The organism is Clostridium putrefaciens, from assembly GCF_900461105.1.
Classification (GTDB): Bacteria; Bacillota; Clostridia; order Clostridiales; family Clostridiaceae; genus Clostridium_L; species Clostridium_L putrefaciens.
The window spans coordinates 3077991-3100449 of record NZ_UFWZ01000001.1 but is presented as its reverse complement, the minus strand read 5'-3'; the positions used below and the strand labels follow the sequence as shown (position 1 = coordinate 3100449).

Sequence of the window (22459 nt, the reverse complement as noted above, 5' to 3'; positions counted from 1 at the left end):
AGTTATTTGGAGGTAAATATGGAGTTTTATGATTTAATGAAAACTGCATCAGATGATGTAAATTTAGATTTTAATGAAGAATATTTTAATAAGTTTATGAATTATAAAGACATTCTAATAGAATGGAACAAGAAAATAAACTTAACAGCCATAATAGAAGATAATGATATAGTAAAGAAACACTTCATTGATTGTATAAAGGCCTTTAAGTTTGAAGGATTTAAGGAAGCTAAAAGCATAATTGATGTGGGAACTGGAGCTGGGTTCCCTGGAATACCTATTGGTATTATGAAAGAGGATTGTAATGTTGTTTTACTAGATTCATTAAACAAAAGGGTTAAGTTTTTAGATGAGGTAATAAAACAATTATCTTTAAATAATTTTTCTACAATACATGGACGAGGAGAAGAATTATCAAGATCTGAAAGGTATAGGGAAAAGTTTGATATAGCAACATCAAGGGCAGTAGCTAATATGTGTACTTTATCTGAATTGTGCCTTCCTTATGTTAAGTTAGGTGGTTACTTTGTAGCACTAAAAGGACCAAGTGTGGAAGAGGAATTAAATATAGCTAAAAGAGCTATAGCTATATTAGGAGGAAGGGTGCAAGAAATTATACCTGTAAATATCGAAAATAGTGATTTAAATCATAATTTAGTAATTATAAAAAAGGTAAATTTAACACCAAGTATTTATCCAAGGAATTCAGGAATTATGAGTAAGAAGCCCTTAGGATAAAGCTTATTTATAAATATGTAAGAATATGATATAATTTGTAATATGATTTTTATGGAATAAAAGAGGATTTCTATTGTTAATATAGAAAGTATTAACAAGTGGAAGAAGCAAGGGATGGTATTAAATATGCACAATGAAATAACGTATATCGAACCTAATCTTATATTGCCCAACCTATACCAACCAAGAAAGTATTTTGATGAAGACGCTATTGCTGAATTGGCAGAGTCTATTGAATCTTATGGTATAATACAACCTCTCTCTGTAAGAAGGATGGGAGAAGGAAGATATGAACTAGTAGCAGGGGAAAGAAGATTAAGAGCAGCTAAAAAGCTCGGACTTTCTAAAGTACCTGTTATAATAGTTGATATTTCTGAAAGGGATTCTGCAGCTATAGCATTATTAGAAAACTTACAAAGAGAAGACTTGAATTACATGGAAGAATCTGAGGCATACTTTAATCTTATAAAGGAACATGGATATACTCAAGAACAATTAGCTTCAGTTATAGGGAAAAAGCAATCTACAATTGCAAATAAGCTTAGGCTTTTAAAGCTTTCCCAAAATATAAGAAAAGTAGTTTTAGATAATAAGCTTACGGAGCGACATGCTAGAGCTTTATTAAAGTTGCCTACAGAAAAGCTACAACAAAAGATATTAAATATGGTTATAAAAAGGTCTTTAAATGTAAAAGATACAGAAGAATTGATAAACAGAGAATTAATAAAGATATCTAGTGACAATGTATCTAAAAGTGGTAAGAAAAGAATTAAGGGTATATTTTCTTCTAAGGTATACATAAATACAATAAAACAAGTCTTTGATAAATATGGAATAAGTGCCAAGTATGATTCTAAAGACTTTGATGAATTTATAGAAGTTACTATTAAGATACCAAAAAAGTAAACTATAAATATATCTATAATAGAGCTTTAATAGAGCTTTAATAATTCAAAATAAAAAGCATACATTCTCATATATTATACGTAAAAGTGTAATATGAGGATGTTTTTTTATATGGAAAACTAAATGTTTCACGTGAAACAAATAAATATTTAAATTAAGCTTTAATTATGTACAAGTAGAATATATAATGAGGATAAGAGAGAGGGGGTGTTGCTTAAGTATACTAAATGCAATAGCGGATAATTAGTATATGAAAGCTAAATTATGAAGACAATATGCATTTTTAATCAAAAAGGCGGAGTAGGAGTGCGTCCGTAAAGGGTATTTAAACAACGTCCTAGAGGATATTAAACTAGAGAGATGTTTATTTGGTTAGCTGGCTTACTTTTTATAGGAAACTACAAAGAGGACAATAGCATGCCAGAAAAGCATTAATTTCAATGATATTGAAGGTTGGTGCAAAACCAATGATATAATAAGGCCAAGGCTAAACTGCTTTAAACCTAGTTTCTCTTGCCTGAATCGCCAGGTAATAAATTTTTATTAGATAAGGTTTATAAAAATTTTTCCTATGATTTTTATACTCTCTAACCTTTCCAGGGCTATAAATAATAGCTTAGAGAAGCGAACAGGAGCCTAAGTTATATCTTTTGTTTATAAATCTAAACGGAGATAGCCTAAGTCAAAATGCCATTATAGGCTATAGGATGTAGTTCCTTGAATATTTGATATGGCTACGGAGCTTTCGTAGTAGTCAGAGAAACCTGAATTAACAGGGAATGCCGTAAATTCGGATGCGGGAAAGCCGCTTGCAGGGCGAAGGGAAGCAGATTACTAATTGCAGAATTATGGAGGTATGCGAAATGCAAAAAGCTGATATGATTTTGTCTATACTAAGTAAAAAACCTATAGAATTTAAAGTTAATAGAATCTATAGGCAACTATTCAATTTAGACTTTTATTATGGTGTTATTGATGAGATAATTAAAAGAAATGCATTTAAAATGTATATCATTAAGGAAGATGTAGATATTAATAAATTAGTAGAAGATATTATTTTTAAATTAAAGACTGAAAGGTATAAACCAATAGATTTAAGGTGCATTATTAACAATAAATATATATATTTATTAAAGTCTACGGATATTAGTAGATTTAAAGAAGATGCTTTATTGAATATGTATATTGATGAAGGCGCAATAGAGGATTATATACTTCAAAAGGTACTAAAACAGGTTTTAGATAATATCTATATTTCTAATTTAAATAAATACGAATTCTTTAAGATTCTAGATAAAAAGGAAGTAGTAATTAGTTATTTAAAAAGCATAAGACACATATACTATTATAAAGTGGTAAAGATTAATTTAAACAATATGTTTCACGTGAAACAAATGGAAACCTTAAAAGGTATTATTAATTTTAAAATAGATGATGGAAGATTTAACGTACTTATAGACTTATTTATTAAATCAAATTATTTGAGGTTTTATGAAATAGTGAAAAGTGATGATTTATATTACATGTATATGGATAAAGATAACCATCTTAGTGCTAGCTTTTATAAATTATACTTTTTAAAGATAAGGGATATAGTTGAAGAACTAATAAATTCAAAGAAGGTAAACGTCAGTACTGTATGTTATTATGATGAAGCGCTTTTGATGATAAGACCTGGTGGCGATGTGAAGGGGTTTTTACAGGATTTAAATTACAGGCTAAAAGAATTTAAATATATAAATATTGAAGAATATGAATTAAAAGACTCAAACAATATAGAATTCTTTAATTATAATATTAGATTCAGAAACAAAGAATCCTTTACGAAGATTTTAGTTAGTTCTAAGGTTATGAATGCCTCAATTCATAATTTTAAAAAAGAAAATAGACCTTCATATATAGGGAAAAGGATAAATTTAAAACGTGAAGATATTATAAGTTTATATACTCTTGAAATAGATTATATGTATGAATATTATAAGTATGCTGAAGATGTTAATTACAAGATGAGACGATTTAGATATTATCATAAAAATAGTATGATAAGTACAATAGCTCTAAAAGAAAACATATCCATAAGGGCAGTTAAAGATAGGTATATAAAAGGATATAAGGTTTCTCATCAAGAAGGTTATAATGAAGAAGATAAAACACCGTATTTAAATAAAAGACTAAAAGTACAAAAGATATAGATTTGCTTAGAGTAATTAGAGAGCCGTATACGCTGAAAGGTGTACGTACGGTTCGGTGGAGGGGCTTAGAAAACCAATTATAGAAATATAGTAAGGCGTCTTTTTCCTATCCTACAAAACAACAACCAATATTAATTTATGTTCATATCTCGCATTAGAGGGATATAAGGTACTGGCAATAGATATAGATCCTCAAGGAAACACTACTAGCGGACTTGGTATTGATAAAAAGAACCTTAAATATTCAACTTATGATGTTATATCATCAGATATATCTGTAGAAGAATCAATGTTAGAATCAGAGTTAATTAAGAATTTATATGTAATACCATCAACTATGGAACTTGCAGGTGCTGAGGTGGAGCTTATGAATAAAAAGGATAAGGAAGTGATTTTAAGGGATAAGTTGGAGTCTATTAAACACCAATTTGATTATATATTTATAGATTGTCCACCATCTTTAGGGTTTCTGACAATTAATGCCTTAACAGCATGTGATTCAGTATTTATACCAATACAATGTGAGTTTTATGCATTAGAAGGGGTAGGCCAACTTGTAAATACTATTCAATTAGTTAAAAAGTCATTAAATAAGAATATAGAAATAGAAGGTATTTTAATGAGCATGTATGATAGTAGGGTGAAGCTCGCAAATGAAGTTGTTGAAGAAGTGAAGAAGTTCTTTAAAGACAAGGTTTATGATACAACAATACCTAGGAATATAAGGTTAGCAGAAGCACCTAGCTATGGTCTTCCAATAGCTCTTTATGATAACAAGTGTAGGGGTGCATCTTCTTATGATAATTTAGCTAAAGAATTTATAAAAAGACAAGGGGGAGATATCGTTGGCTAAAAGGTCGGGCCTTGGAAAGGGCCTAAGTGCACTTATTCCTGAAGAATTAAGTGAAGATAAAGGTAAAAGTATTGTTTCTATGAATTTAATTAAGCCAAATAGTAAACAACCCCGTAAGGTTTTTGATGAAGAAAAGATTTCTTCTTTGGCGGAATCTATAAAAGAACATGGCATTATACAACCAATTTTAGTTAAGGGCGTTGCTACAGGGTATATGATTATAGCCGGTGAGAGAAGATGGAGGGCAGCTAAATTAGCAGGATTAAAAGAAGTGCCTGTGATAATAATGGATATTACCGACAAACAAATATTAGAGATATCTCTTATAGAAAATATACAAAGAGAAGATTTAAACCCTATAGAAGAAGCAATAGCATACAGTAGACTTATTGAAGAATTTAATTTGAAACAAGAAGAACTTAGTATAAAAATAGGTAAGTCTAGGGTAGCAATTTCAAATACACTTAGGTTATTAAATTTAGATGATAGAGTACAAGATTATTTAAAGGATGGAGTAATAACTGAAGGCCATGGAAGGGCATTACTTGCTATAGCGAATAAAAACTTACAATATGAGTTATCTCAAAAGATAATAGATGAAGAGCTTACAGTTAGAGATATTGAAAAGTTAATAAAGGACATAAACAAAGATAATACTACTGTGAATGTTAATAAAGTTATCAATCCATATTACAATGAAATAAAAGAAAAGCTGCAAAGTTATTTTGATACTAAGGTTAATATTAACTTTAAAAAGGATAACAAGGGTAAAATAGAAATAGAGTATTATTCAGAGGAAGATCTTCAAAGAATCTTAGATATGATGAAGATAGAATTAAAATAATCGTATCGTAAAGGTTTAAATTATTATAAAATATGAATACTAATAAATCTTAAAATGTTTCACGTGAAACATAGAAAGGAAGGATTAATAGTTGCAGGATATACTAAAATTAATGGGGAATCAGCAACCTTATATAATAATAGGGTTACTAGTTGTGAATTTGATATTTTTGATACTTATAATTATATTGTTTAAATCATTAGGAGAATTAGAACAGAAATATAGAAGGTTTATGAGGGGATCTAAAGATAAGAATATAGAAGAACTAATAACTGCTTATTTAGATAAGGTGGACGAAGGTAGATCCATAGCAGAAGAAGTTAAGACAATGTACGATAGTATGGAATTAAGATTAAAAGATTGTATACAAAAGGTAGCTGTTATAAGATATAAGGCATTTGAAAATGTAGGAAGCGATTTAAGCTTTTCTATAGCATTACTAAATTATAGTAATGACGGTGTTATAATTACAGGTATTTATGGAAGAAATGAAAGTACAACTTATGCTAAGCCTATAGATAAAGGAATATCTAGGTATGATTTATCTGAAGAAGAATTAAAGGTTCTAAATCAAGTTATTGAAGAAAAGTAGATATATAATAACGCCTCCATTTAAAATTTATTTTAAATGGAGGCGTATTATATGTTATAGAAGGCAATATTGATTTTAGATAAGAATATTTAATGGTTATAAAGTTAAATGATGTTTTATAGTATATCTACACGTTTAAATACATTATAAAATACAACTAAAAACATACAAAATATTAATCCAGTAACTCCATTTGCCTTTAAACCTATAAAGGTAGCGGCTAGAACTGCTACAGGGTCTATGCCTAAAGATGAAGATACTATCTTTGGTTCAACTATCTGCCTTGTAATAAACACTATTAGGTATAATATAAGTAAAGCTATAGCTATGAAATAATTTTTTATAATTAAGTTGTATATTATAAGTGGGAAATATATAAGTGGCATACCTAAAACAGGTAATAGATCGAATAACGCACATAGGATACTTAGTATTAAAGCATAATTAACTTTTAAAATTAAGAATCCAACTAAGGTTATAAGAAATGTTATTAGTATAATGATTCCATAAGAGCCTATATAACTAACTAACATTTTCTTACCATGATTGAATATCTCTAAAAACTTATCAGAGTTATTATTTTCCTTAATAGTAGAAGCAAATGGAACGTTATGCGTAACTATTTTTTTAGTGAAAAAATAAGTAGCTAAAAGTGTAAAAACAATCACCATACATATGTAGGGTATATATGCTAATATATTAATCAAATAACCTACGATAGATGTACCGATATTTACAGTTGAATTAAGAATTCCTGAAATTGAGTTTAAAAAGTAATTTTTAGCTGTATTTAAAATATACGGGTCTATGTCGTTAAAGTTATTTTGAAGTTTTGAAAATATATCTAGTATATTATAGTAATTAGAATCAATATAAGTTTGAATACCCTTAGTTAATGTTATCATCTCTCTTATTATGGATGATACGGTAAGTGACAATAAAGAGAGTATTACAGTAAAGAATACTAAGGTTGTAAGTATTGATGCTAAAGCTGCTTTAATCTTAAACGTATTCACTAGATACCGAGTAGGCTTTCTAAGTATATAAGCAAAGATTAAAGCTAGAACAAAGGGGAGTGTGTATGGTAATGTTTTAAAGAAAAGTATAAAGGTTAAAGTGTATACAATGAAAAATAACAATAATTTATTGGTTTTGTTTACGATTTGTGACATAAATTAATTACTCCTTAATATTTTATATAAACTGTCAATTGTATAGTTTATATCTTTTTTGTCGTTAAAAGGTCCGATACTAAATCTTAAGGTTCCTTCAGGGTAAGTGCCTATGGTTTTATGTGCTAAAGGGGCACAATGTAGCCCTGTTCTAGTCATTATACCAAATTCAGAATCTAATATATAGGAAACTTCAGAAGAATCTATGTCATGAAAGTTTAAAGATACCACTGAGGTTCTATTTTTAGAACTTTTAAGACCATAAAGTTTAACATTAGGCATGTTTAAGATAGAATTTATGAATAAATCACAAAGATCATCTTCTCTTTCTTTTATTGAGTTCATGCCTTCAGAGTTTATATACTCTATTCCAGCTAGAAGGCCCATTACCCCTGGAGTATTCATAGTTCCACTTTCAAATTTATCTGGTAAAAATGAAGGTTGATAAATACTTGAAGATAAACTACCGGTTCCACCAGTTATAATAGGATCACAAGCTTCACTTAATTTATCAGAAATTAAGAATCCACCTATACCAGGAGGTCCGAGTAAACTTTTGTGACCTGTAAAGGCTAATGCACTGCATCCTACCTTTTTAAAATCAATATCTATAACACCTGCAGTTTGTGCTGCATCTATAATAAAAAAGATATCATTTTTCGCACATATTTTCCCTATAGCTTCAATAGGTTGTATAGATCCTATAATATTAGAAGCATGATTTATAACCACTAACTTTGTAGTTGGTTTTATAAGATTCTCGAATTCTTCTATATTTAAGATACCATTACTATCACATTGCAGGATATCTAAATCTATATCTAGGCTGTCTTTTAGTTGAAATAAGGGTCTTAAACAAGAATTATGTTCCATTGATGTAGTTATTACATGAAACCCTCTTTTTATAACTCCTTTAATTAGCATATTTAATGAAGCTGTAACGTTGTATGTAAAGATTACATTTTCAGGTTTAGGAAAATTAAAAAGGCTACATAAGGATTCTCGACATTTATATATAAGTCTACTACTTTCTAAGGCAGAAGAATAACTTCCCCTTCCAGGACTTGCACCAAGGTTTGTAAAGTAAGTAAGCATTTCAGTATGTACAGATGGTGGTTTTGGGTAGGTAGTAGCAGCATTATCAAGATAAACTTTCATCACAAATTACCTCCTAGTATTTATTAGTATACTACTATTATAATTCATAGATGGATATTTTTCAGTAATCTACTGTTAAAATATATTTTAATAATACATTGCGGGAGATTAAGATAAACTTTTTCAAAATATAATTATTCAAATCTTATAAGGCTTGAATCTACTTGTTTGACAATGAATTTAGCTTAAAGTATAATAATCATAAAATATGTGAACTTCAAAACAAGGGGAGGGAAATTTTAGTGATAACAATCTATCACTAAATGTAATTTATGAAAGATTATTATTTAATAGTATTTAAAAATACACATGATGCAATAGAGTCAGAAAAGATATTAAAAGATAAGGGTGTTAAAGTTATAATAATGCCAACACCTACTTATATAACACAAAGTTGTGGAATCAGCATAAGGTTTTCAAAGGATAATTACGATTTAATCAAAAATATCATAGATAATGATGAAATACATATAAAAAACCTTTATTATAAAAGTGAAGATAGGTTTGAACAATTAATATAAATATTTATGTTTAGGAGGAATTATGTTATTAAGTTCTTTTATTCAAATTAATGATCAATTTATAGGTATAGGAAAGTTTTGGGTATCCATGGAAAAGATTCAAGGGTTCTTTTTTAAAATATTAAATATAATTTTCATAGTAGCTATAATGTTTGTTATGGTTAAGCTTGGAACTAAATTTATTGATAAGTTTATTAAAAAGCAAAGTAAAATGAAGGTTTCACTGGATGTCAAAAAGGCGAGTACCCTTGGAACACTTCTAAAGAGTATATTAAGGTATACAGTATACTTTTTTGGGATGGCATCTATATTAACCCAAATAGTAGGGCCTATAAGTCTCACATTTGCTGGAATGGGTGGGGTAGCGATAGGATTTGCAGCACAAAACTTTGTAAAAGATATTATAAATGGATTCTTTATTTTATTTGAAGATCAATTTACAGTAGATGACTATATAGATATTGAACAGAAGAGTGGAATTGTAGAAGGAATAGGTCTTAGATTAACTAAGATTAGGGATTTTAACGGAGACTTACATCTTATACCTAATGGAAATATAAATACAGTTACAAACCATTCTAGAGGATCTATGAGGGTTCTTATTGATGTAGATATAGCAAGGGAAGAAGATATAGATAATGTAGTAGATATATTAAATTCTATATGTGAAAACTTTAAGAATAATGAAAATATAGTAGATGGACCCAAAGTTATCGGTGTTACAGCTATAAAAGAGTTTGGATTTACCGTAAGAGTTGTAGGAAGGGCTAAACCTATGACACAATGGGAATGTGAGAATGCATTAAGAAAAGAAATTAAAAACACTTTAGATCTTCATAAAGTTAAGGTTCCTTATCCCAAAAGAGTAGTCATAAAAGGTGATAGTTTAAATAATGTTTAAAAAAGTATAGGACGGGGAGGATAAGTAATGGATAAGACTTTCAATCTAGGTGATGTAGTCCAAATGAAAAAACAACATCCTTGCGGAAGTTATGACTGGGAAATAATAAGAGTTGGAGCAGATATTAAGATAAAGTGTAAGGGTTGCAATAGAATAGTTATGATTCCTAGAAGTAAATTTGAAAAAGATATTAAAAAGATACTTTAAGATAAATAATGATATTGACTTTAAAAATAGGTTATGTTAAGATTATTTGACGTGATCCCTGCTGTGATAAAATCACAGCCGTTAGTCCGGGGGGAGGAGGTGAAGTGCAATGAGAAAGTATGAAACTATATTTATATTACATCCAACAATGGAAGAAGAGGCTGTTAAAGCTAACATCGAAAAGTTTAAAGGTGTAATAGAAACTAATGGTGGAGTAGTTGACAATGTTGATTTCTGGGGCAAAAGAAAATTAGCTTATGAAATTAAGAAAGTTAATGAAGGATACTACACTTTGATAAACTTCAGTGCTAATCCTGAATTACCTAAAGAATTAGATAGAATATTCAGAATCACTGATGGTATAGTAAGACATATCATAGTTAAAGAAGAAGAATAAGGTGGTGGGTTAATTGAACAAAGTAGTTTTAATCGGAAGATTGACGAAAGATCCTGAATTGAGGTTTACTCCAGGAAACGGGACAGCAGTTACCACATTGACCTTAGCAGTAGATAGGTATAATCCTAAAGCTGCTCAAAAAGAAGCAGACTTCATACCAGTTGTGGTATGGGGAAAGCAAGCAGAAGCCACTGCAAACTACATGAATAAAGGTAAACTCATGGGAGTAAGCGGTAGGATTCAAACTAGGTCTTACGAAGCCAAAGATGGTACTAGAAGATATGTTACAGAGGTTGTAGCTGAGGAAGTCCAATTCTTAGAATGGGGCAACAAAGAAGCAACATTTGGAGGCAATTCTAACCAAGGTTCGTCATTAGGTGAAACATCCTTTGGAGGACCACAACAGTTCAGTGATGATGATATGACCCCTGTTGATGATGGGGACATTCCATTTTAATTTAAAAGTAAGGAGGAAATAGCATGAGTAGAGATCAAAAAGACAGCGGTATGAGAAGAAGCGGCGGCGGCGGCGGAAAAATGAGACGTTCTAAGAAAAAGGTCTGCACATTCTGTATGGATAAGTCTGGAAGTATAGATTATAAAGACGTAAATAAACTTAGAAAGTTTATAACTGAAAGAGGAAAGATTCTTCCAAGAAGAATTTCCGGAGCTTGCGCTAAACATCAAAGAGAAGTAACAGGCGCTATAAAGAGATCAAGAAACATAGCATTATTACCATTTACAACAGAACAATAAATGGTTAAAGTATAACCTCATCGTACGATGGGGTTTATTTTTTTTGATTTACATAATAAATTTAGCTTATAATTAGCTATTATGTAGTGTTTTTTAAATTATATAGGGTGTAGACTATAGAAGAGAAGAGGGTATTAAAAAGCAGAAATAAGGTGTAACAGTACCTTTGGGGAAGGTAGTGAATTCATCATAGCTTTACCTATAAATGAAGAAATATAGGAGGAATTTACTATGCAAAAAGTACTTGTTGTAGATGATACTAAAAGTATAAGAATGATGTTGAGTACATGCCTAGAGTTAGAGGGATATGAAGTTATACAATGTAAAAATGGATATGATGCCTTAGAGGTTTTGGAAAAGAAAAAGCTGTATCTGGCATTTATAGATATAAAGATGCCACAAATCAGTGTAACAGAAGTGATTAGAAAAATAAGGGGTAAGGGTATATTAACGCCAGTTATAATAATGATAGATTTTGAAACAGTAAAGAATTCTGTAGATTGCACCAAACTAGGGTCTATAGCTTATCTTCAAAGACCTTTTACCCAAGACAAGATAAGATCAATGTTAAAAGATTTACCTAAAGGAATGTTATTTGAAAATGGGGATAATTTAAGTTACATAGATACAGCTAAAGAGCTTTTAAAAGAAGGTAAGCTCTATGACGCAATAAGTATACTAAAAACTGCTTTAAGTATAGAACCTTCAAATGCACAAATATATCACCTTCTTTCAGAGGTTTACAAGGCTAATGGCAATTCAGAGGAGTCTAGTAAGTTCTTATCAGTTGCAGAAGTATTTGGGTATTCTAGATTAAATGAAAAGCCATAGGTCACTAAGCTATTAACTAGTTGCATAAATATTGAAAGAAAACTACAATAGATATATATTTTAATCTTAACCTTTAAGGTATAATATCAGTAAGGGAATATAGGAGGGGTTATATTGAAACAGGATAACTTTAATATAATGTCAGATATAAAAATAATAGAAGGATTGAAATCACAACTGTTATCTGTGATAGCAGAATTTTTTAAATTATTAACAAAGGGTAGTAATGTAGCTCAAGAAGCAATATTAGAATGCATTTCCGGGGCAATAATAATACTATATGTTTTAGCAGAAAGGTTAGGATATTCGTACACCGCTGTAGATGAGACAATGAAAAAGAAACTTAAGATTGGAATAATAGAAGAGGATGTAGTGGAGAAGGATGGTAAAAATCTTTCTAAATTAAATTCTCACTTAAAGGAAAGATAGGTCTTATTTTAACAAGCTTTATTTTAGGAGGAAATTATGCAAAATAGAAAATACACTACAAAAGAAATATTAGAAGTGGGTTTGATGGCTGCAATTATTATTATACTTAATTTTATAATAATATATGTTCCCATTTTAGGAGCAGTAATATCTATAGCATTACCATTACCTGTAGTAATATTATATGTAAGGCATAACGGAAAGATTGCATTGTTAACTTGTATTTTGAGTTTCATAGTTATGTTAATGTTTATTGATCCTATTAGAGCAATAATTTCGTCAATTAGCATATTGTTTTTGGGAATTACATTAGGATACTGTATAAAACACAAAAGGGGATTTTTTAAGACACTTTTATATCAAACAATTGCAGGATTTATACAAATGGTAATTGGTGTGTATATATACATGTCGTTCATAGTTAAAACTTCACTTGATGGATATATAAATATTATGTTCATAAAACCATTTAAAGAAAGTATTGCTATAAGCAAGGGTATATATGAAGGCCTAGGAATAGATATTACAAGTAATCCCACCATGACTTTATTAGAATCTTTAGATGCAAGAACGCTATTAATTATGATTCCAGCTGTTATTATAATTATACTTGCTATATCAGCTTATATAAATATCATTATTGCAAATAAGGTTTTAAAGAGGTTGGGATATGAAGTTGAAGAGCCTAAACCTTTTACGAAGTGGTATTTTGATGATAGGGTAGCTGCAGGATTTATAATTGCTATTTGTTTAAGTATTATACTTAATTCATATAAGATACCTTTAGGAGAATATTTACTTCCATTTAGTGTTACTTTATTTCAATTTATGCTTTTAATAGATGGATTATCGCTTATATTTTATTACTTAGAAAAGAGATTTAATAATAAAAAGGGAATAAAGACTTTTGTAGTAATTATGCTATTTATTATACAGCCGTTTATTTTATTTGTTGCTTATTTAGGGCTTGGAGATATATTTATAGATCTTAGAGAAATAAATCCAAATAGCTTACGTAATACTTTTAAAAACAGATTTAAAAAATGATACTAAATTATATAAAGGAATTTAATAATTCATAATCGTATTAATTTAGGAAGGCGGCTTATTGTGGAGAGGTATAAAAGATTAGTAACTAATACAAAGGTTTATATGAGTATTATAGGAATACTTATATCCTTATTATTTATAAAGGGCCATTTTATAGAAGGAATTTTATTTTGTTTAATCTACCTTTGTCTTATATATTATAATTATAATAATTTAAGAGAAAAGAATAATAATTGGAAGGAGTTTTTAGAAGACTTTTCTGAAAACTTAGATGAAGCTACTAAAAACATGTTGATAAATCTTCCATTTCCATTACTGATAGTAGGAGAACAAGGTAATATATCATGGTATAATAATAGGTTTTCAGATATACTAAAGGGAGAAGAGGTACTAAGTAAAAATATAAATCATTTAATTGAAGAGTTTGATACAGAAGAAAACCCAGAGTCGGATAAGATAGTCTATAATAATGTAAAAGTTGGTGATGGTTATTATGATGTTCACACAAGCATTGTTAAAACACCAGATAAAAATTATGTAGATCATTCTTTAAGAATATTATATTTTTATGATATAACTACTAGTAAAAAGAATATAGAAGCTAAAGAAAATATAATGTTAATCGAAGTAGACAACTTAGATGAGGTTATGAAAAGTACAGAGGAAGATATGAGGCCTTTACTTGCAGCTGAAATAGAAAGAGCTATAAATAGCTATGCTCAAAATATTAATGCTATGATACGAAAATATTCTTCGAATAAATATGTCTTATCTGTTCAAAGTCTTTATGTAGAAGCAGATATGAGACGTAAGTTTGAAATTTTAGATATAATTAGAGAAATAAATCTTGGAAATAAACTAGCAGTTACTCTTAGTGTTGGAGTTGGTAGGGGTGGTAAGAATCCTTTAGAAAATCATAACTATGCTAATAAGGCCAAGGAGCTTGCCCTTGGAAGAGGTGGAGATCAGGTTGTTATAAAAAATGGAGAAAAGCTTTCATTTTATGGTGGGAATACTAAAGAAGTTGAAAAGCGTACTAAAGTTAGAGCAAGAGTTATAGCACATTCATTAAACAATCTAATTAGCGAGAGTAGTAATATATTTATAATGGGTCATCGAAATCCTGATATGGATTGTTTAGGTGCAGCTGTAGGCCTAAGTAGTGCTATAAAGAAGAAAAATAAAGAGTGCTATATAGTTTTAGAAGATGGTAATAATAATATAAAATATATTTTAGATAAACTAAGTAAGCATAAGGAATATGATGATTTATTTTTAACAGCAAAGGATAGTATGCCTAAGATTGATGAAAATAGTCTTTTAATTTTAGTAGATGTCCACAGTATCAGCTATGTACAAAATCCTGAAATAGTAAACTCAATTAAAAAGAGAATGATAATAGATCACCATAGAAGAAATCCTGATATTATAGAAGATTCTATTATAACTTATATAGAAACATACGCTTCATCAACTTCAGAATTAGTTACAGAAATGATACAATATATGTTAGATAAACCAAAGCTTACTCAAATTGAAGCAGAAGCACTTCTAGCAGGAATATGTTTAGATACTAAGAATTTTTATTTTAAGACAGGGGTTAGAACTTTTGAAGCAGCTTCGTTTTTAAGAAGATCAGGCGCAGACACCATTGATGTAAAGAAGATGTTTGGTCACGATTTATCTTCTTATTTAAAGAAGGCTGAAATAATAAAATCTGTAGTAGTTGAAAATGATATTGCAATTGCTACTTGTCCACCAAGTATACAAGATACCATAATAGCAGCACAAGCATCAGACGAACTACTAAATATTACAGGTATTAAGGCATCCTTTGTTCTTGTTAAAATAGATAATGATGTTAATATAAGTGGTAGGTCTTTTGGAGATTTAAACGTACAGGTTATATTAGAATCTCTTGGTGGTGGTGGACATATGACTATGGCAGGAGCTAAAGTTAATGATTCATCTTTAGATGAAGCAGTAGGAAAGTTAAAAGGTTCTATAAGCAAATACTTAAAGGAAGGTGACAAAAAATGAAGGTAATATTATTATCAGATGTTAAAGGTCTTGGGAAAAAGGGAGAAGCTGTAAACGCAGCTGATGGATATGCAAGGAATTTTCTATTTAGAAATAAACTTGCTGAAGAGGCAACTAGTGGAAACTTGCATATATTAAACACAAAGAATGAAAATGAGAGAAAGAAAAAGTCTGCTGAAGTAGAAGAAGCTCAAAAGCTTGCAAATGGATTAAAAGGAAAAGAGATAAAGATAGCAGCTAAAACAGGTGAAAGTGGAAGATTATTTGGAGCTATAACAAACAAAGATGTAGCAAAGCTTATTAAGCAGCAATATAAAATAGATATAGATAAGAAAAAGCTAGTTATGGAAACATTAAAACAAGTTGGAACTTACGAAGTAGAGGTAAAACTTTACCCTGAGATATCTACAAAAATGAAAGTTGTTATTGCCGCAGAGTAACGAGGAGGATATATATTGAATTCAGAAAAGGCGTTATCAGAGATAGAAGAAATAGAAAAGATAGAAGAAATCTTAAATGATAAAATAGATTTAGAATCACAAATAAATGTATCTTTTGAAGTTTTAAATAATGTTTTAGATGAAGGTGCAGTAAGAGCTAGAACCATAAAGTTTAAATTACAAAAGCATGTAAAAAGTGATGATTTATATAAAAGGGCCTATGCTTTAAATAAGATAGTAAGCGATGGTAAAGGTATAGCTATTTCTATACCAAGCGAAAAAGAAATAGATGAAGTTATGGAAGACACAAATAAGTGGATGTCTGAAAATCTAGCAAGAAAGTATATACAAAACAAAATAGAAGAGCAGGTAGAAGATGCTTTAAGGGAAAGACAAGATAAGTATATTGATGATATGAGACTTGGAATAATAAGAAAGCAAAAGGGACCAGAAAATACTAAGACCCTTAAAAAGTATTCTGACCTAGAGGCTTTAGATTCTAGAAAGTTAGGCAAAAGCCTACAGACATTTTTAAGACCAGAAGGTTTTGATGAAATCATCGGACAAGAAAGGGCTATAAAATCATTATTATCAAAGATATCATCTCCTTATCCTCAACATATAATACTTTATGGACCTCCAGGGGTTGGTAAAACTACAGCAGCTAGACTTGCATTAGAAGAGGCGAAGAAACTTCAGCTTACTCCATTTGCAAATGATGGTAAGTTTATAGAAGTAGACGGTACAACTTTAAGATGGGATCCAAGAGAAATAACTAATCCACTTTTAGGATCAGTACATGATCCTATATACCAGGGTAGTAAAAGGGATTTAGCTGAAGTTGGTATACCAGAACCAAAGCCAGGCCTTGTTACAGATGCTCATGGTGGAGTTTTGTTTATAGATGAGATTGGGGAACTTGATTCCATACTTCAAAATAAACTTTTAAAGGTACTAGAAGATAAAAGAGTAGAGTTTTCATCTTCATATTATGATCCAGATGATGAGAATACACCTAAGTATATAAAGTATCTTTTTGAAAAGGGTGCACCGGCAGATTTTGTTTTAATAGGAGCTACAACTAAAGAACCTAGGGATTTAAATCCTGCTTTAAGATCTAGATGTACTGAAGTTTACTTTGAACCACTAGCTTCAAAGGATATAGAAAAGATAGTGGAAAATGCAGCAGATAAACTTAAGGTTAAATTAGAAGACGGAGTTTCAGAACTAATTAGTAGGTACACAATAGAAGGAAGAAAAGCTGTAAACATGTTATCCGATTGTTATGGGTATATACTTTATGGAGAAAAACAAAATAAAGATGATATATATATAACTAAAAAAGATGTTGAAGAGGTAATAGCAATAAGTAGATTTACTCCTTATGATACATTAGAAGATAATAGAGGGAAATATGAAATTGGACATATATATGGTCTAGGTGTAAGTGGTTTTATAGGTTCTACTATTGAAATAGAAGCATCTGTCTTAAAAGCTACAGAAAAGGGCAAGGGAAGAGTAAGGTTTAATGATACTGCAGGTAGTATGGCTAAGGACTCTGTATTTAATGCCGCGGCTGTAATAAGAAAAGTTACAGACAAAGATATTAAAGATTATGATGTACATGTAAATGTAATAGGTGGAGGAAAGATTGATGGGCCTTCAGCAGGAGCAGCTATAACAGCTTGTATAATTAGTGCACTATTAGAAAAGCCGTTAAGACAAGATATAGCCCTTACAGGTGAAATATCTATTAGAGGTAAAGTAAAACCTGTAGGAGGAATATTTGAAAAGATATATGGGGCTAGAAGAAAGGGTGTAACCCTTGTATTAGTACCAAAGGATAATGAAAAAGAGATACCTTCAGGACTAACTGATATAGAAGTTAAATCAGTAGATACAATAGAAGATGTTTTAGAAATAGTATTTAAATAATAGAGTAATAAGGCTCCTCTTTACTGAAGATGGAGTCTATATTACATTTTAAACAGGAGGGATATGGATGGAAGGACCCATAATGAAAAGCTTACCTCAAAATACGGAAGCGGAGCAATCAGTTTTAGGATCAATGATAATAGATAAAACATCCATAGCTCAAGCAGTAGAAGTTCTTAGAAGTGAGGATTTTTATAGGGATGCGCATAAGGTTATATTTCAAGCTATATTAGAGCTTTATCAAAAGGATGCACCAGTAGATATGATAACCTTAATAGAACACTTAAGGTCTATAGAAAAGCTTGAAAACTCTGGAGGTATAACATACATAGCACAAATAAGTAATTCTGTTCCTTCTACTGCTAATCTACAATCTTATATAAAGATTGTAGAAGATAAGTCTATGTTAAGAAAGCTAATAAGGTCTTCTACAGAAATTATAGAAAATAGCTACAATAAACAAGATAATGTAGAAGAGGTACTAGACTTTGCAGAGAAAAAGATATTTGATATAGCAGAAAAAAGAACTACTAGTGATTTTGAATCTATAAGCTCAGTTTTAGAAAGAGGATTTCTAGAAATAGAAAGGCTATTTAACAATAAGGGAGATATCACAGGAGTACCTACAGGATTTCCTGAATTAGATAGTAAAACCTCGGGATTTCAAAGTGGTGATATGGTTCTTGTTGCAGCTAGACCTTCTATGGGTAAAACAACATTTGCATTAAATATAGCTCAATATGCTTCATTAAGAGCAAATAAAAGCGTTGTTATATTTTCCCTTGAAATGTCTAAAGAGCAGTTAGGCTATAAGCTTTTATGTGCTGAAGCTAATGTAGATATGCTAAAACTTAGGACAGGAAATCTTGAAGATCAAGACTGGGAAAACATAGCTAGGGCTTCAGGTCCATTAGCTGCATCTAAGATATATATAGATGATACACCAGGTATAACTGTAATGGAAATGAGATCTAAATGTAGACGAATAAAGATAGAACATGGAATAGATATGATAGTTATAGACTATTTACAGCTTATGGCTGGATCAGGAAGTGAAAGTAGACAGCAAGAAGTTTCAGAAATATCAAGGTCTATAAAGGCATTAGCAAAAGAGATGAAGTGTCCTATAATAGCACTTTCTCAGTTGTCTCGTGCTCCAGAGCAAAGAGCGGATCATAGACCAATGCTCTCAGACCTTAGAGAGTCAGGTTCTATAGAGCAGGATGCTGATATTGTTATGTTTCTTTATAGAGATGAATACTATAATAAGGAAACAGAAGAAAAGAATATTGCAGAATGCATAATATCTAAGCAGAGAAATGGTCCAGTTGGAACGGTTAAATTAGCGTGGCTTGGACAATACAGTAAGTTTGGAAGATTAGATATAATACATCAAGAATAACTAAAGGCGAGGGTGTCCTCGCTTTTTTATTATTACAACTTATAATAATAAAGCAATTTTAATTAAACCTGGTTTATAATCATAATGTAATAAAATATTGATTTAATATTCAACTTTTCAATGGTTATATTAAATAAACATTTACTTTAATACATATTATGCAAGGGGAAGTTATTCAAATAGCGATATGCAAGTTGTTTGTACTATAGTGGATAATAGAGAATTTATTAAAATAAAGAATTTTATAAAGACAACTGATCCAAAGGCCTTTGTTAGTGTAACAGATGTTTTTGAGACATTAGGAGATGGATTTAAGACTTTTTAAAATTAAAGGAGGGAATATTCCCTCCTTTAATTTTATATTAATATTTAGAAGATATATTAGTTTTAGAAAGGTTATTTATGTTATTAGTATAATTATCTATCTTTTAAAAGTTTAGAGTATTTATAAGTAAAATAAGACCCTAATACTATAAATCCACAGTATAGAATTATTAAATTATAATTTTTTTTATATAAAATAAAAACAGTAAATAAAATTATAGAAAGAATTAAATACAATATTGAGCTTATAAGTTTAATCAATAATACATCTTTTTTCATAAGTTTTACACCTCCAGTTTAATTCTATAAATCAGGTTATCTAGAATGTAGGAATTATAGACCCTTTATATTTATCTTCTATAAACCTTTTTATTTCAGGTGAAGTTAGTACCTTACTTAGGGCTTTTATAGCTTCAGAATCTTTATTGTCTTCTCTTACTGCTAAAATGTTAGCATAAGGAGATTCTTTAGATTCAATAGCTAAGGCATCGGTTAGTGGATTAAGGTTTGCCTCAAGAGCATAATTTGTGTTTATTACAGCAATAGTAACATCATCAAGAACCCTTGGTAATTGAGGGGCTTCTAATTCCTGTAATTTTAAATTTTTTGGATTTTCTATTATATCATTTATAGTAGCAAGCTCTACATCCTTTATTTTTATTAATGATTTAGACTCAAGTAACTTTAAAGCTCTTGAACTATTAGTTGGATCATTTGGAATAGCTATATCCGCACCATCTTTTATGAGAGATATATCTTTTATTTTTTTAGAGTATATGCCAAGAGGTTCAAGATGGATTTTTGATGTAAAGGTTAAATCAGTACCTCTTTCTTTATTAAACTTTTCAAGGTATGCAGAGTGTTGAAAGAAGTTTGCATCTATTTCTTTTTCTGCAAGTGCTGTATTTGGGGTAACATAATCTGTAAATTCTACTATCTTTAAATTATAACCTTCTTTTTCAAGTAGTATTTTAGCTTCTTCTAATATTTCACTATGAGGTACAGGGCTTGCACCAACCTTTATGGTGTTCTTATTACTTTGTTTAGAATTGCTTGAACAACCTATGAATATTGAAGGTACTAATAATAATGAAGTTAATAAAATGGTTAGCTTTTTCATTGTATATTCCTCCTATGTAATTAATCTTTTATATAATATGTTTCCAAGTGCTTGGATTAATTGAACTAATATTATTAAAATGATTACAGTTATAACCATCACGGAAGCTTTAAATCTGTGGTAGCCATATCGTACGGCTACATCGCCAAGGCCACCAGCGCCAATGGAACCAGCCATAGCTGAGTATCCTATAACATTAATAACCGTAAGTGTTATACCAGATACGATGGAAGGTAAAGCTTCTTTTACCATGACCTTAAATATAATTTGCATATTGCTGGAGCCAAAAGATTTTGCAGCTTCAATTATTCCATAATCTACTTCGTTTAAAGAAGATTCAATAACCCTTGCAGCAAAGGGCATTGCACCGATGGTTAGTGGGACTATAGCAGCATTTGTACCAATACTTTTTCCCACTATAAATTTAGTGAAGGGTGCTATAGATATCATTAATATTAAAAATGGCATAGATCTTAAGATATTTATAATAAAATCTAAAATGCTATAAAGTAATTTATTTGGTTTTAACCCTTTAGGTGATGTGACAACCAGTATTATAGCTAGGATAAATCCTAAAGTTACAGCAAGGATTGTAGAAGACATCACCATATATAAGGTGTCTAAAAGCGCAGGTAGTATAATGTTTTGAATCATCAATTTCTCACCTCCCAGGATATATTATTTTTGTCTAGATATTTTAGTATTATATCTTTATCATCATCGTTTATATTAATAGTAAGGGTTCCAAGAAGTGAGTCTCTAAATCTTTCAACCTTACCTTCAATTATAGAAAAATCTTTATCTAAATCTCTAGCCATAGAAGTTATAATGGACTTACTACTAGATTCTTTTGGGAAAAACAGCTTAATATTTATACCTTGAAGTTTTATAGGCAAATCCTCATCACCAATAAAGGTATTTAAGCTACTATCAGGTTTTAAAAATAGATCTTCTACACTTCCGTTATATAAAAGCTTTCCACTATCAATAAGCGCAACACTATTGCAAATTTCTTTTATAACCTCCATTTGGTGAGTCACTATAGCTATGGTTATACCAAGATCCTTATTTAATTTGTTTAGTAGGGATAAGATATCTTTTGTAGTTTTAGGGTCTAAAGCTGAAGTAGCCTCATCACAAAGAAGTATTTTAGGCTCTAATGCAAGGGCTCTTGCTATAGCTATTCTTTGTTTTTGACCACCACTTAACTTAGAGGGTTTAACGTGAGCTTTATTAGTTAATGAAACTAGATCTAATAATTCATAGACTCTTTTATTTATTAAATCTTTGCTATAGCCCCAAGTTTCTAAAGGAAGTGCTATATTTTCATAAACTGTCTTTCTGCTTAATAGATTAAAGTTTTGGAATATCATACCTAAGTCTTTTCTAGCAATTCTAAGGTCTTTATAATTTAGCGTTTCTATATATTTATCATCTACCTTAATACTTCCAGATTCATAGCTTTCAAGGCCATTTATACACCTTAATAGTGTTGATTTTCCAGCACCGCTATAACCTATTATTCCAAATATATCGCCCTTTTTTATGGATAAGTTTATGTCTTCTAGTACAACTAATCCTTCATAAGACTTTTTTAAATTTGTTATTTCAATCAAAATTACCACCCCATCTATATTTATATATAAAAAAA

At 30.0% G+C, this 22459-nt stretch carries 23 protein-coding genes and 2 pseudogenes; 20 read left to right on the top strand and 5 right to left on the bottom strand.

Translation table 11 applies throughout. The features are described 5' to 3' along the window. Positions 1-18 precede the first annotated feature (18 nt). From rsmG to DY168_RS14340, 6 genes and pseudogenes are all read left to right on the top strand, one after another. Positions 19-738, top strand: coding sequence for a 16S rRNA (guanine(527)-N(7))-methyltransferase RsmG (rsmG, locus tag DY168_RS14365; RefSeq protein WP_115642348.1), 720 nt, complete (start codon positions 19-21; stop codon positions 736-738). Between the two features lie 126 nt (positions 739-864). Next, the gene (gene noc, locus DY168_RS14360) at positions 865-1644 is read left to right on the top strand and encodes a nucleoid occlusion protein (RefSeq protein WP_115642517.1); all 780 of its coding nucleotides are present in this window, start codon (positions 865-867) and stop codon (positions 1642-1644) included. Positions 1645-2507: 863 nt separating this feature from the next. Beyond that, entirely contained in the window at positions 2508-3836 is a 1329-nt protein-coding gene (locus DY168_RS14355; RefSeq protein WP_115642347.1) for a hypothetical protein, read from the top strand. A 115-nt stretch (positions 3837-3951) separates the two neighbouring features. Continuing rightward, positions 3952-4689, top strand: a pseudogene (locus DY168_RS14350) (ParA family protein); the annotation flags it as partial. Continuing rightward, entirely contained in the window at positions 4682-5533 is an 852-nt protein-coding gene (locus tag DY168_RS14345; RefSeq protein WP_115642345.1) for a ParB/RepB/Spo0J family partition protein, read from the top strand. The pseudogene DY168_RS14350 and the gene DY168_RS14345, both read left to right, overlap by 8 nt. A gap of 91 nt (positions 5534-5624) precedes the next feature. After that, a complete protein-coding gene (locus tag DY168_RS14340; protein ID WP_115642344.1) occupies positions 5625-6125 on the top strand; it encodes a DUF4446 family protein in 501 nt (166 codons plus the stop codon). 116 nt (positions 6126-6241) lie between these two features. Here the strand turns inward: DY168_RS14340 and ytvI are convergent, their stop codons facing one another. Together ytvI and DY168_RS14330 are read right to left on the bottom strand one after the other, a co-directional pair. Then, the gene (ytvI, locus tag DY168_RS14335; protein WP_115642343.1) at positions 6242-7297 is read right to left on the bottom strand and encodes a sporulation integral membrane protein YtvI; all 1056 of its coding nucleotides are present in this window, start codon (positions 7295-7297) and stop codon (positions 6242-6244) included. A gap of 3 nt (positions 7298-7300) precedes the next feature. Further along, positions 7301-8455: an aminotransferase class V-fold PLP-dependent enzyme gene (locus DY168_RS14330; RefSeq protein ID WP_115642342.1), complete on the bottom strand. Its 1155-nt coding sequence runs from the start codon at positions 8453-8455 to the stop codon at positions 7301-7303. A gap of 272 nt (positions 8456-8727) precedes the next feature. On the opposite strand from DY168_RS14330, the gene DY168_RS14325 reads away from it, so the two are divergent. From DY168_RS14325 to DY168_RS14260, 14 genes and pseudogenes are all read left to right on the top strand, one after another. Then, positions 8728-8976, top strand: a complete 249-nt coding sequence (locus DY168_RS14325) for a putative Se/S carrier protein (RefSeq protein WP_115642341.1) — start codon at positions 8728-8730, stop codon at positions 8974-8976. A gap of 22 nt (positions 8977-8998) precedes the next feature. Further along, positions 8999-9877, top strand: a complete 879-nt coding sequence (locus DY168_RS14320) for a mechanosensitive ion channel family protein (protein WP_115642340.1) — start codon at positions 8999-9001, stop codon at positions 9875-9877. Between the two features lie 27 nt (positions 9878-9904). After that, positions 9905-10084, top strand: coding sequence for a DUF951 domain-containing protein (locus DY168_RS14315; RefSeq protein ID WP_115642339.1), 180 nt, complete (start codon positions 9905-9907; stop codon positions 10082-10084). A 109-nt stretch (positions 10085-10193) separates the two neighbouring features. Next, positions 10194-10481 (top strand): 30S ribosomal protein S6, encoded by a 288-nt coding sequence (gene rpsF, locus DY168_RS14310; RefSeq protein ID WP_029451741.1) that lies wholly within the window; start codon positions 10194-10196, stop codon positions 10479-10481. Between the two features lie 13 nt (positions 10482-10494). After that, positions 10495-10813 (top strand): annotated as a pseudogene (locus DY168_RS14305) (single-stranded DNA-binding protein); the annotation flags it as partial. 175 nt (positions 10814-10988) lie between these two features. Beyond that, complete coding sequence (gene rpsR / locus DY168_RS14300; RefSeq protein ID WP_423237254.1) at positions 10989-11237, top strand: 30S ribosomal protein S18; 249 nt, start codon at positions 10989-10991, stop codon at positions 11235-11237. A gap of 231 nt (positions 11238-11468) precedes the next feature. Then, on the top strand, positions 11469-12068 hold the full coding sequence (locus DY168_RS14295; protein WP_115642336.1) for a response regulator: 600 nt from the start codon (positions 11469-11471) through the stop codon (positions 12066-12068). Between the two features lie 114 nt (positions 12069-12182). Beyond that, positions 12183-12497, top strand: coding sequence for a MazG-like family protein (locus DY168_RS14290; RefSeq protein ID WP_115642335.1), 315 nt, complete (start codon positions 12183-12185; stop codon positions 12495-12497). Between the two features lie 36 nt (positions 12498-12533). Next, positions 12534-13544 carry a DUF2232 domain-containing protein gene (locus DY168_RS14285; RefSeq protein WP_115642334.1) on the top strand — a complete coding sequence of 337 codons (1011 nt, stop codon included), beginning with the start codon at positions 12534-12536 and terminating at the stop codon, positions 13542-13544. A gap of 105 nt (positions 13545-13649) precedes the next feature. Further along, complete coding sequence (locus tag DY168_RS14280) at positions 13650-15587, top strand: DHH family phosphoesterase (RefSeq protein ID WP_115642516.1); 1938 nt, start codon at positions 13650-13652, stop codon at positions 15585-15587. Then, positions 15584-16027 carry a 50S ribosomal protein L9 gene (rplI, locus tag DY168_RS14275; RefSeq protein ID WP_115642333.1) on the top strand — a complete coding sequence of 148 codons (444 nt, stop codon included), beginning with the start codon at positions 15584-15586 and terminating at the stop codon, positions 16025-16027. The genes DY168_RS14280 and rplI overlap by 4 nt, the downstream gene beginning before the upstream one ends. Before the next feature lie 15 nt (positions 16028-16042). After that, a complete protein-coding gene (gene lonC, locus DY168_RS14270; protein ID WP_115642332.1) occupies positions 16043-17962 on the top strand; it encodes a Lon family ATP-dependent protease in 1920 nt (639 codons plus the stop codon). A 67-nt stretch (positions 17963-18029) separates the two neighbouring features. After that, on the top strand, positions 18030-19364 hold the full coding sequence (locus DY168_RS14265; protein ID WP_115642331.1) for a replicative DNA helicase: 1335 nt from the start codon (positions 18030-18032) through the stop codon (positions 19362-19364). 133 nt (positions 19365-19497) lie between these two features. Continuing rightward, entirely contained in the window at positions 19498-19689 is a 192-nt protein-coding gene (locus DY168_RS14260) for a YitT family protein (protein ID WP_341458813.1), read from the top strand. 318 nt (positions 19690-20007) lie between these two features. Here the strand turns inward: DY168_RS14260 and DY168_RS14250 are convergent, their stop codons facing one another. From DY168_RS14250 to DY168_RS14240, 3 genes are read right to left on the bottom strand one after another with little or no spacing between them, the layout of a single operon-like run. Beyond that, the gene (locus tag DY168_RS14250; RefSeq protein WP_115642328.1) at positions 20008-20808 is read right to left on the bottom strand and encodes a MetQ/NlpA family ABC transporter substrate-binding protein; all 801 of its coding nucleotides are present in this window, start codon (positions 20806-20808) and stop codon (positions 20008-20010) included. 12 nt (positions 20809-20820) lie between these two features. Continuing rightward, the gene (locus tag DY168_RS14245) at positions 20821-21462 is read right to left on the bottom strand and encodes a methionine ABC transporter permease (protein WP_115642327.1); all 642 of its coding nucleotides are present in this window, start codon (positions 21460-21462) and stop codon (positions 20821-20823) included. Beyond that, positions 21462-22424 carry a methionine ABC transporter ATP-binding protein gene (locus tag DY168_RS14240; protein WP_115642326.1) on the bottom strand — a complete coding sequence of 321 codons (963 nt, stop codon included), beginning with the start codon at positions 22422-22424 and terminating at the stop codon, positions 21462-21464. The genes DY168_RS14245 and DY168_RS14240 overlap by 1 nt, the downstream gene beginning before the upstream one ends. Positions 22425-22459: the final 35 nt, after the last annotated feature.

Bases quoted from the DNA above. Each gene is read 5' to 3' on its own strand.
- DY168_RS14330 (WP_115642342.1), bottom strand. From the start codon at position 8,455: ATGAAAGTTTATCTTGATAATGCTGCTACTACCTACCCAAAACCACCA.
- rsmG (WP_115642348.1), top strand. From the start codon at position 19: ATGGAGTTTTATGATTTAATGAAAACTGCATCAGATGATGTAAATTTA.
- DY168_RS14280 (WP_115642516.1), top strand. From the start codon at position 13,650: ATGAGTATTATAGGAATACTTATATCCTTATTATTTATAAAGGGCCAT.
- rpsF (WP_029451741.1), top strand. From the start codon at position 10,194: ATGAGAAAGTATGAAACTATATTTATATTACATCCAACAATGGAAGAA.
- ytvI (WP_115642343.1), bottom strand. From the start codon at position 7,297: ATGTCACAAATCGTAAACAAAACCAATAAATTATTGTTATTTTTCATT.
- noc (WP_115642517.1), top strand. From the start codon at position 865: ATGCACAATGAAATAACGTATATCGAACCTAATCTTATATTGCCCAAC.
- DY168_RS14325 (WP_115642341.1), top strand. From the start codon at position 8,728: ATGAAAGATTATTATTTAATAGTATTTAAAAATACACATGATGCAATA.
- DY168_RS14315 (WP_115642339.1), top strand. From the start codon at position 9,905: ATGGATAAGACTTTCAATCTAGGTGATGTAGTCCAAATGAAAAAACAA.
- DY168_RS14355 (WP_115642347.1), top strand. From the start codon at position 2,508: ATGCAAAAAGCTGATATGATTTTGTCTATACTAAGTAAAAAACCTATA.
- DY168_RS14245 (WP_115642327.1), bottom strand. From the start codon at position 21,462: ATGATTCAAAACATTATACTACCTGCGCTTTTAGACACCTTATATATG.
- rplI (WP_115642333.1), top strand. From the start codon at position 15,584: ATGAAGGTAATATTATTATCAGATGTTAAAGGTCTTGGGAAAAAGGGA.
- DY168_RS14295 (WP_115642336.1), top strand. From the start codon at position 11,469: ATGCAAAAAGTACTTGTTGTAGATGATACTAAAAGTATAAGAATGATG.
- rpsR (WP_423237254.1), top strand. From the start codon at position 10,989: ATGAGAAGAAGCGGCGGCGGCGGCGGAAAAATGAGACGTTCTAAGAAA.
- DY168_RS14320 (WP_115642340.1), top strand. From the start codon at position 8,999: ATGTTATTAAGTTCTTTTATTCAAATTAATGATCAATTTATAGGTATA.
- DY168_RS14250 (WP_115642328.1), bottom strand. From the start codon at position 20,808: ATGAAAAAGCTAACCATTTTATTAACTTCATTATTATTAGTACCTTCA.
- DY168_RS14265 (WP_115642331.1), top strand. From the start codon at position 18,030: ATGGAAGGACCCATAATGAAAAGCTTACCTCAAAATACGGAAGCGGAG.
- DY168_RS14285 (WP_115642334.1), top strand. From the start codon at position 12,534: ATGCAAAATAGAAAATACACTACAAAAGAAATATTAGAAGTGGGTTTG.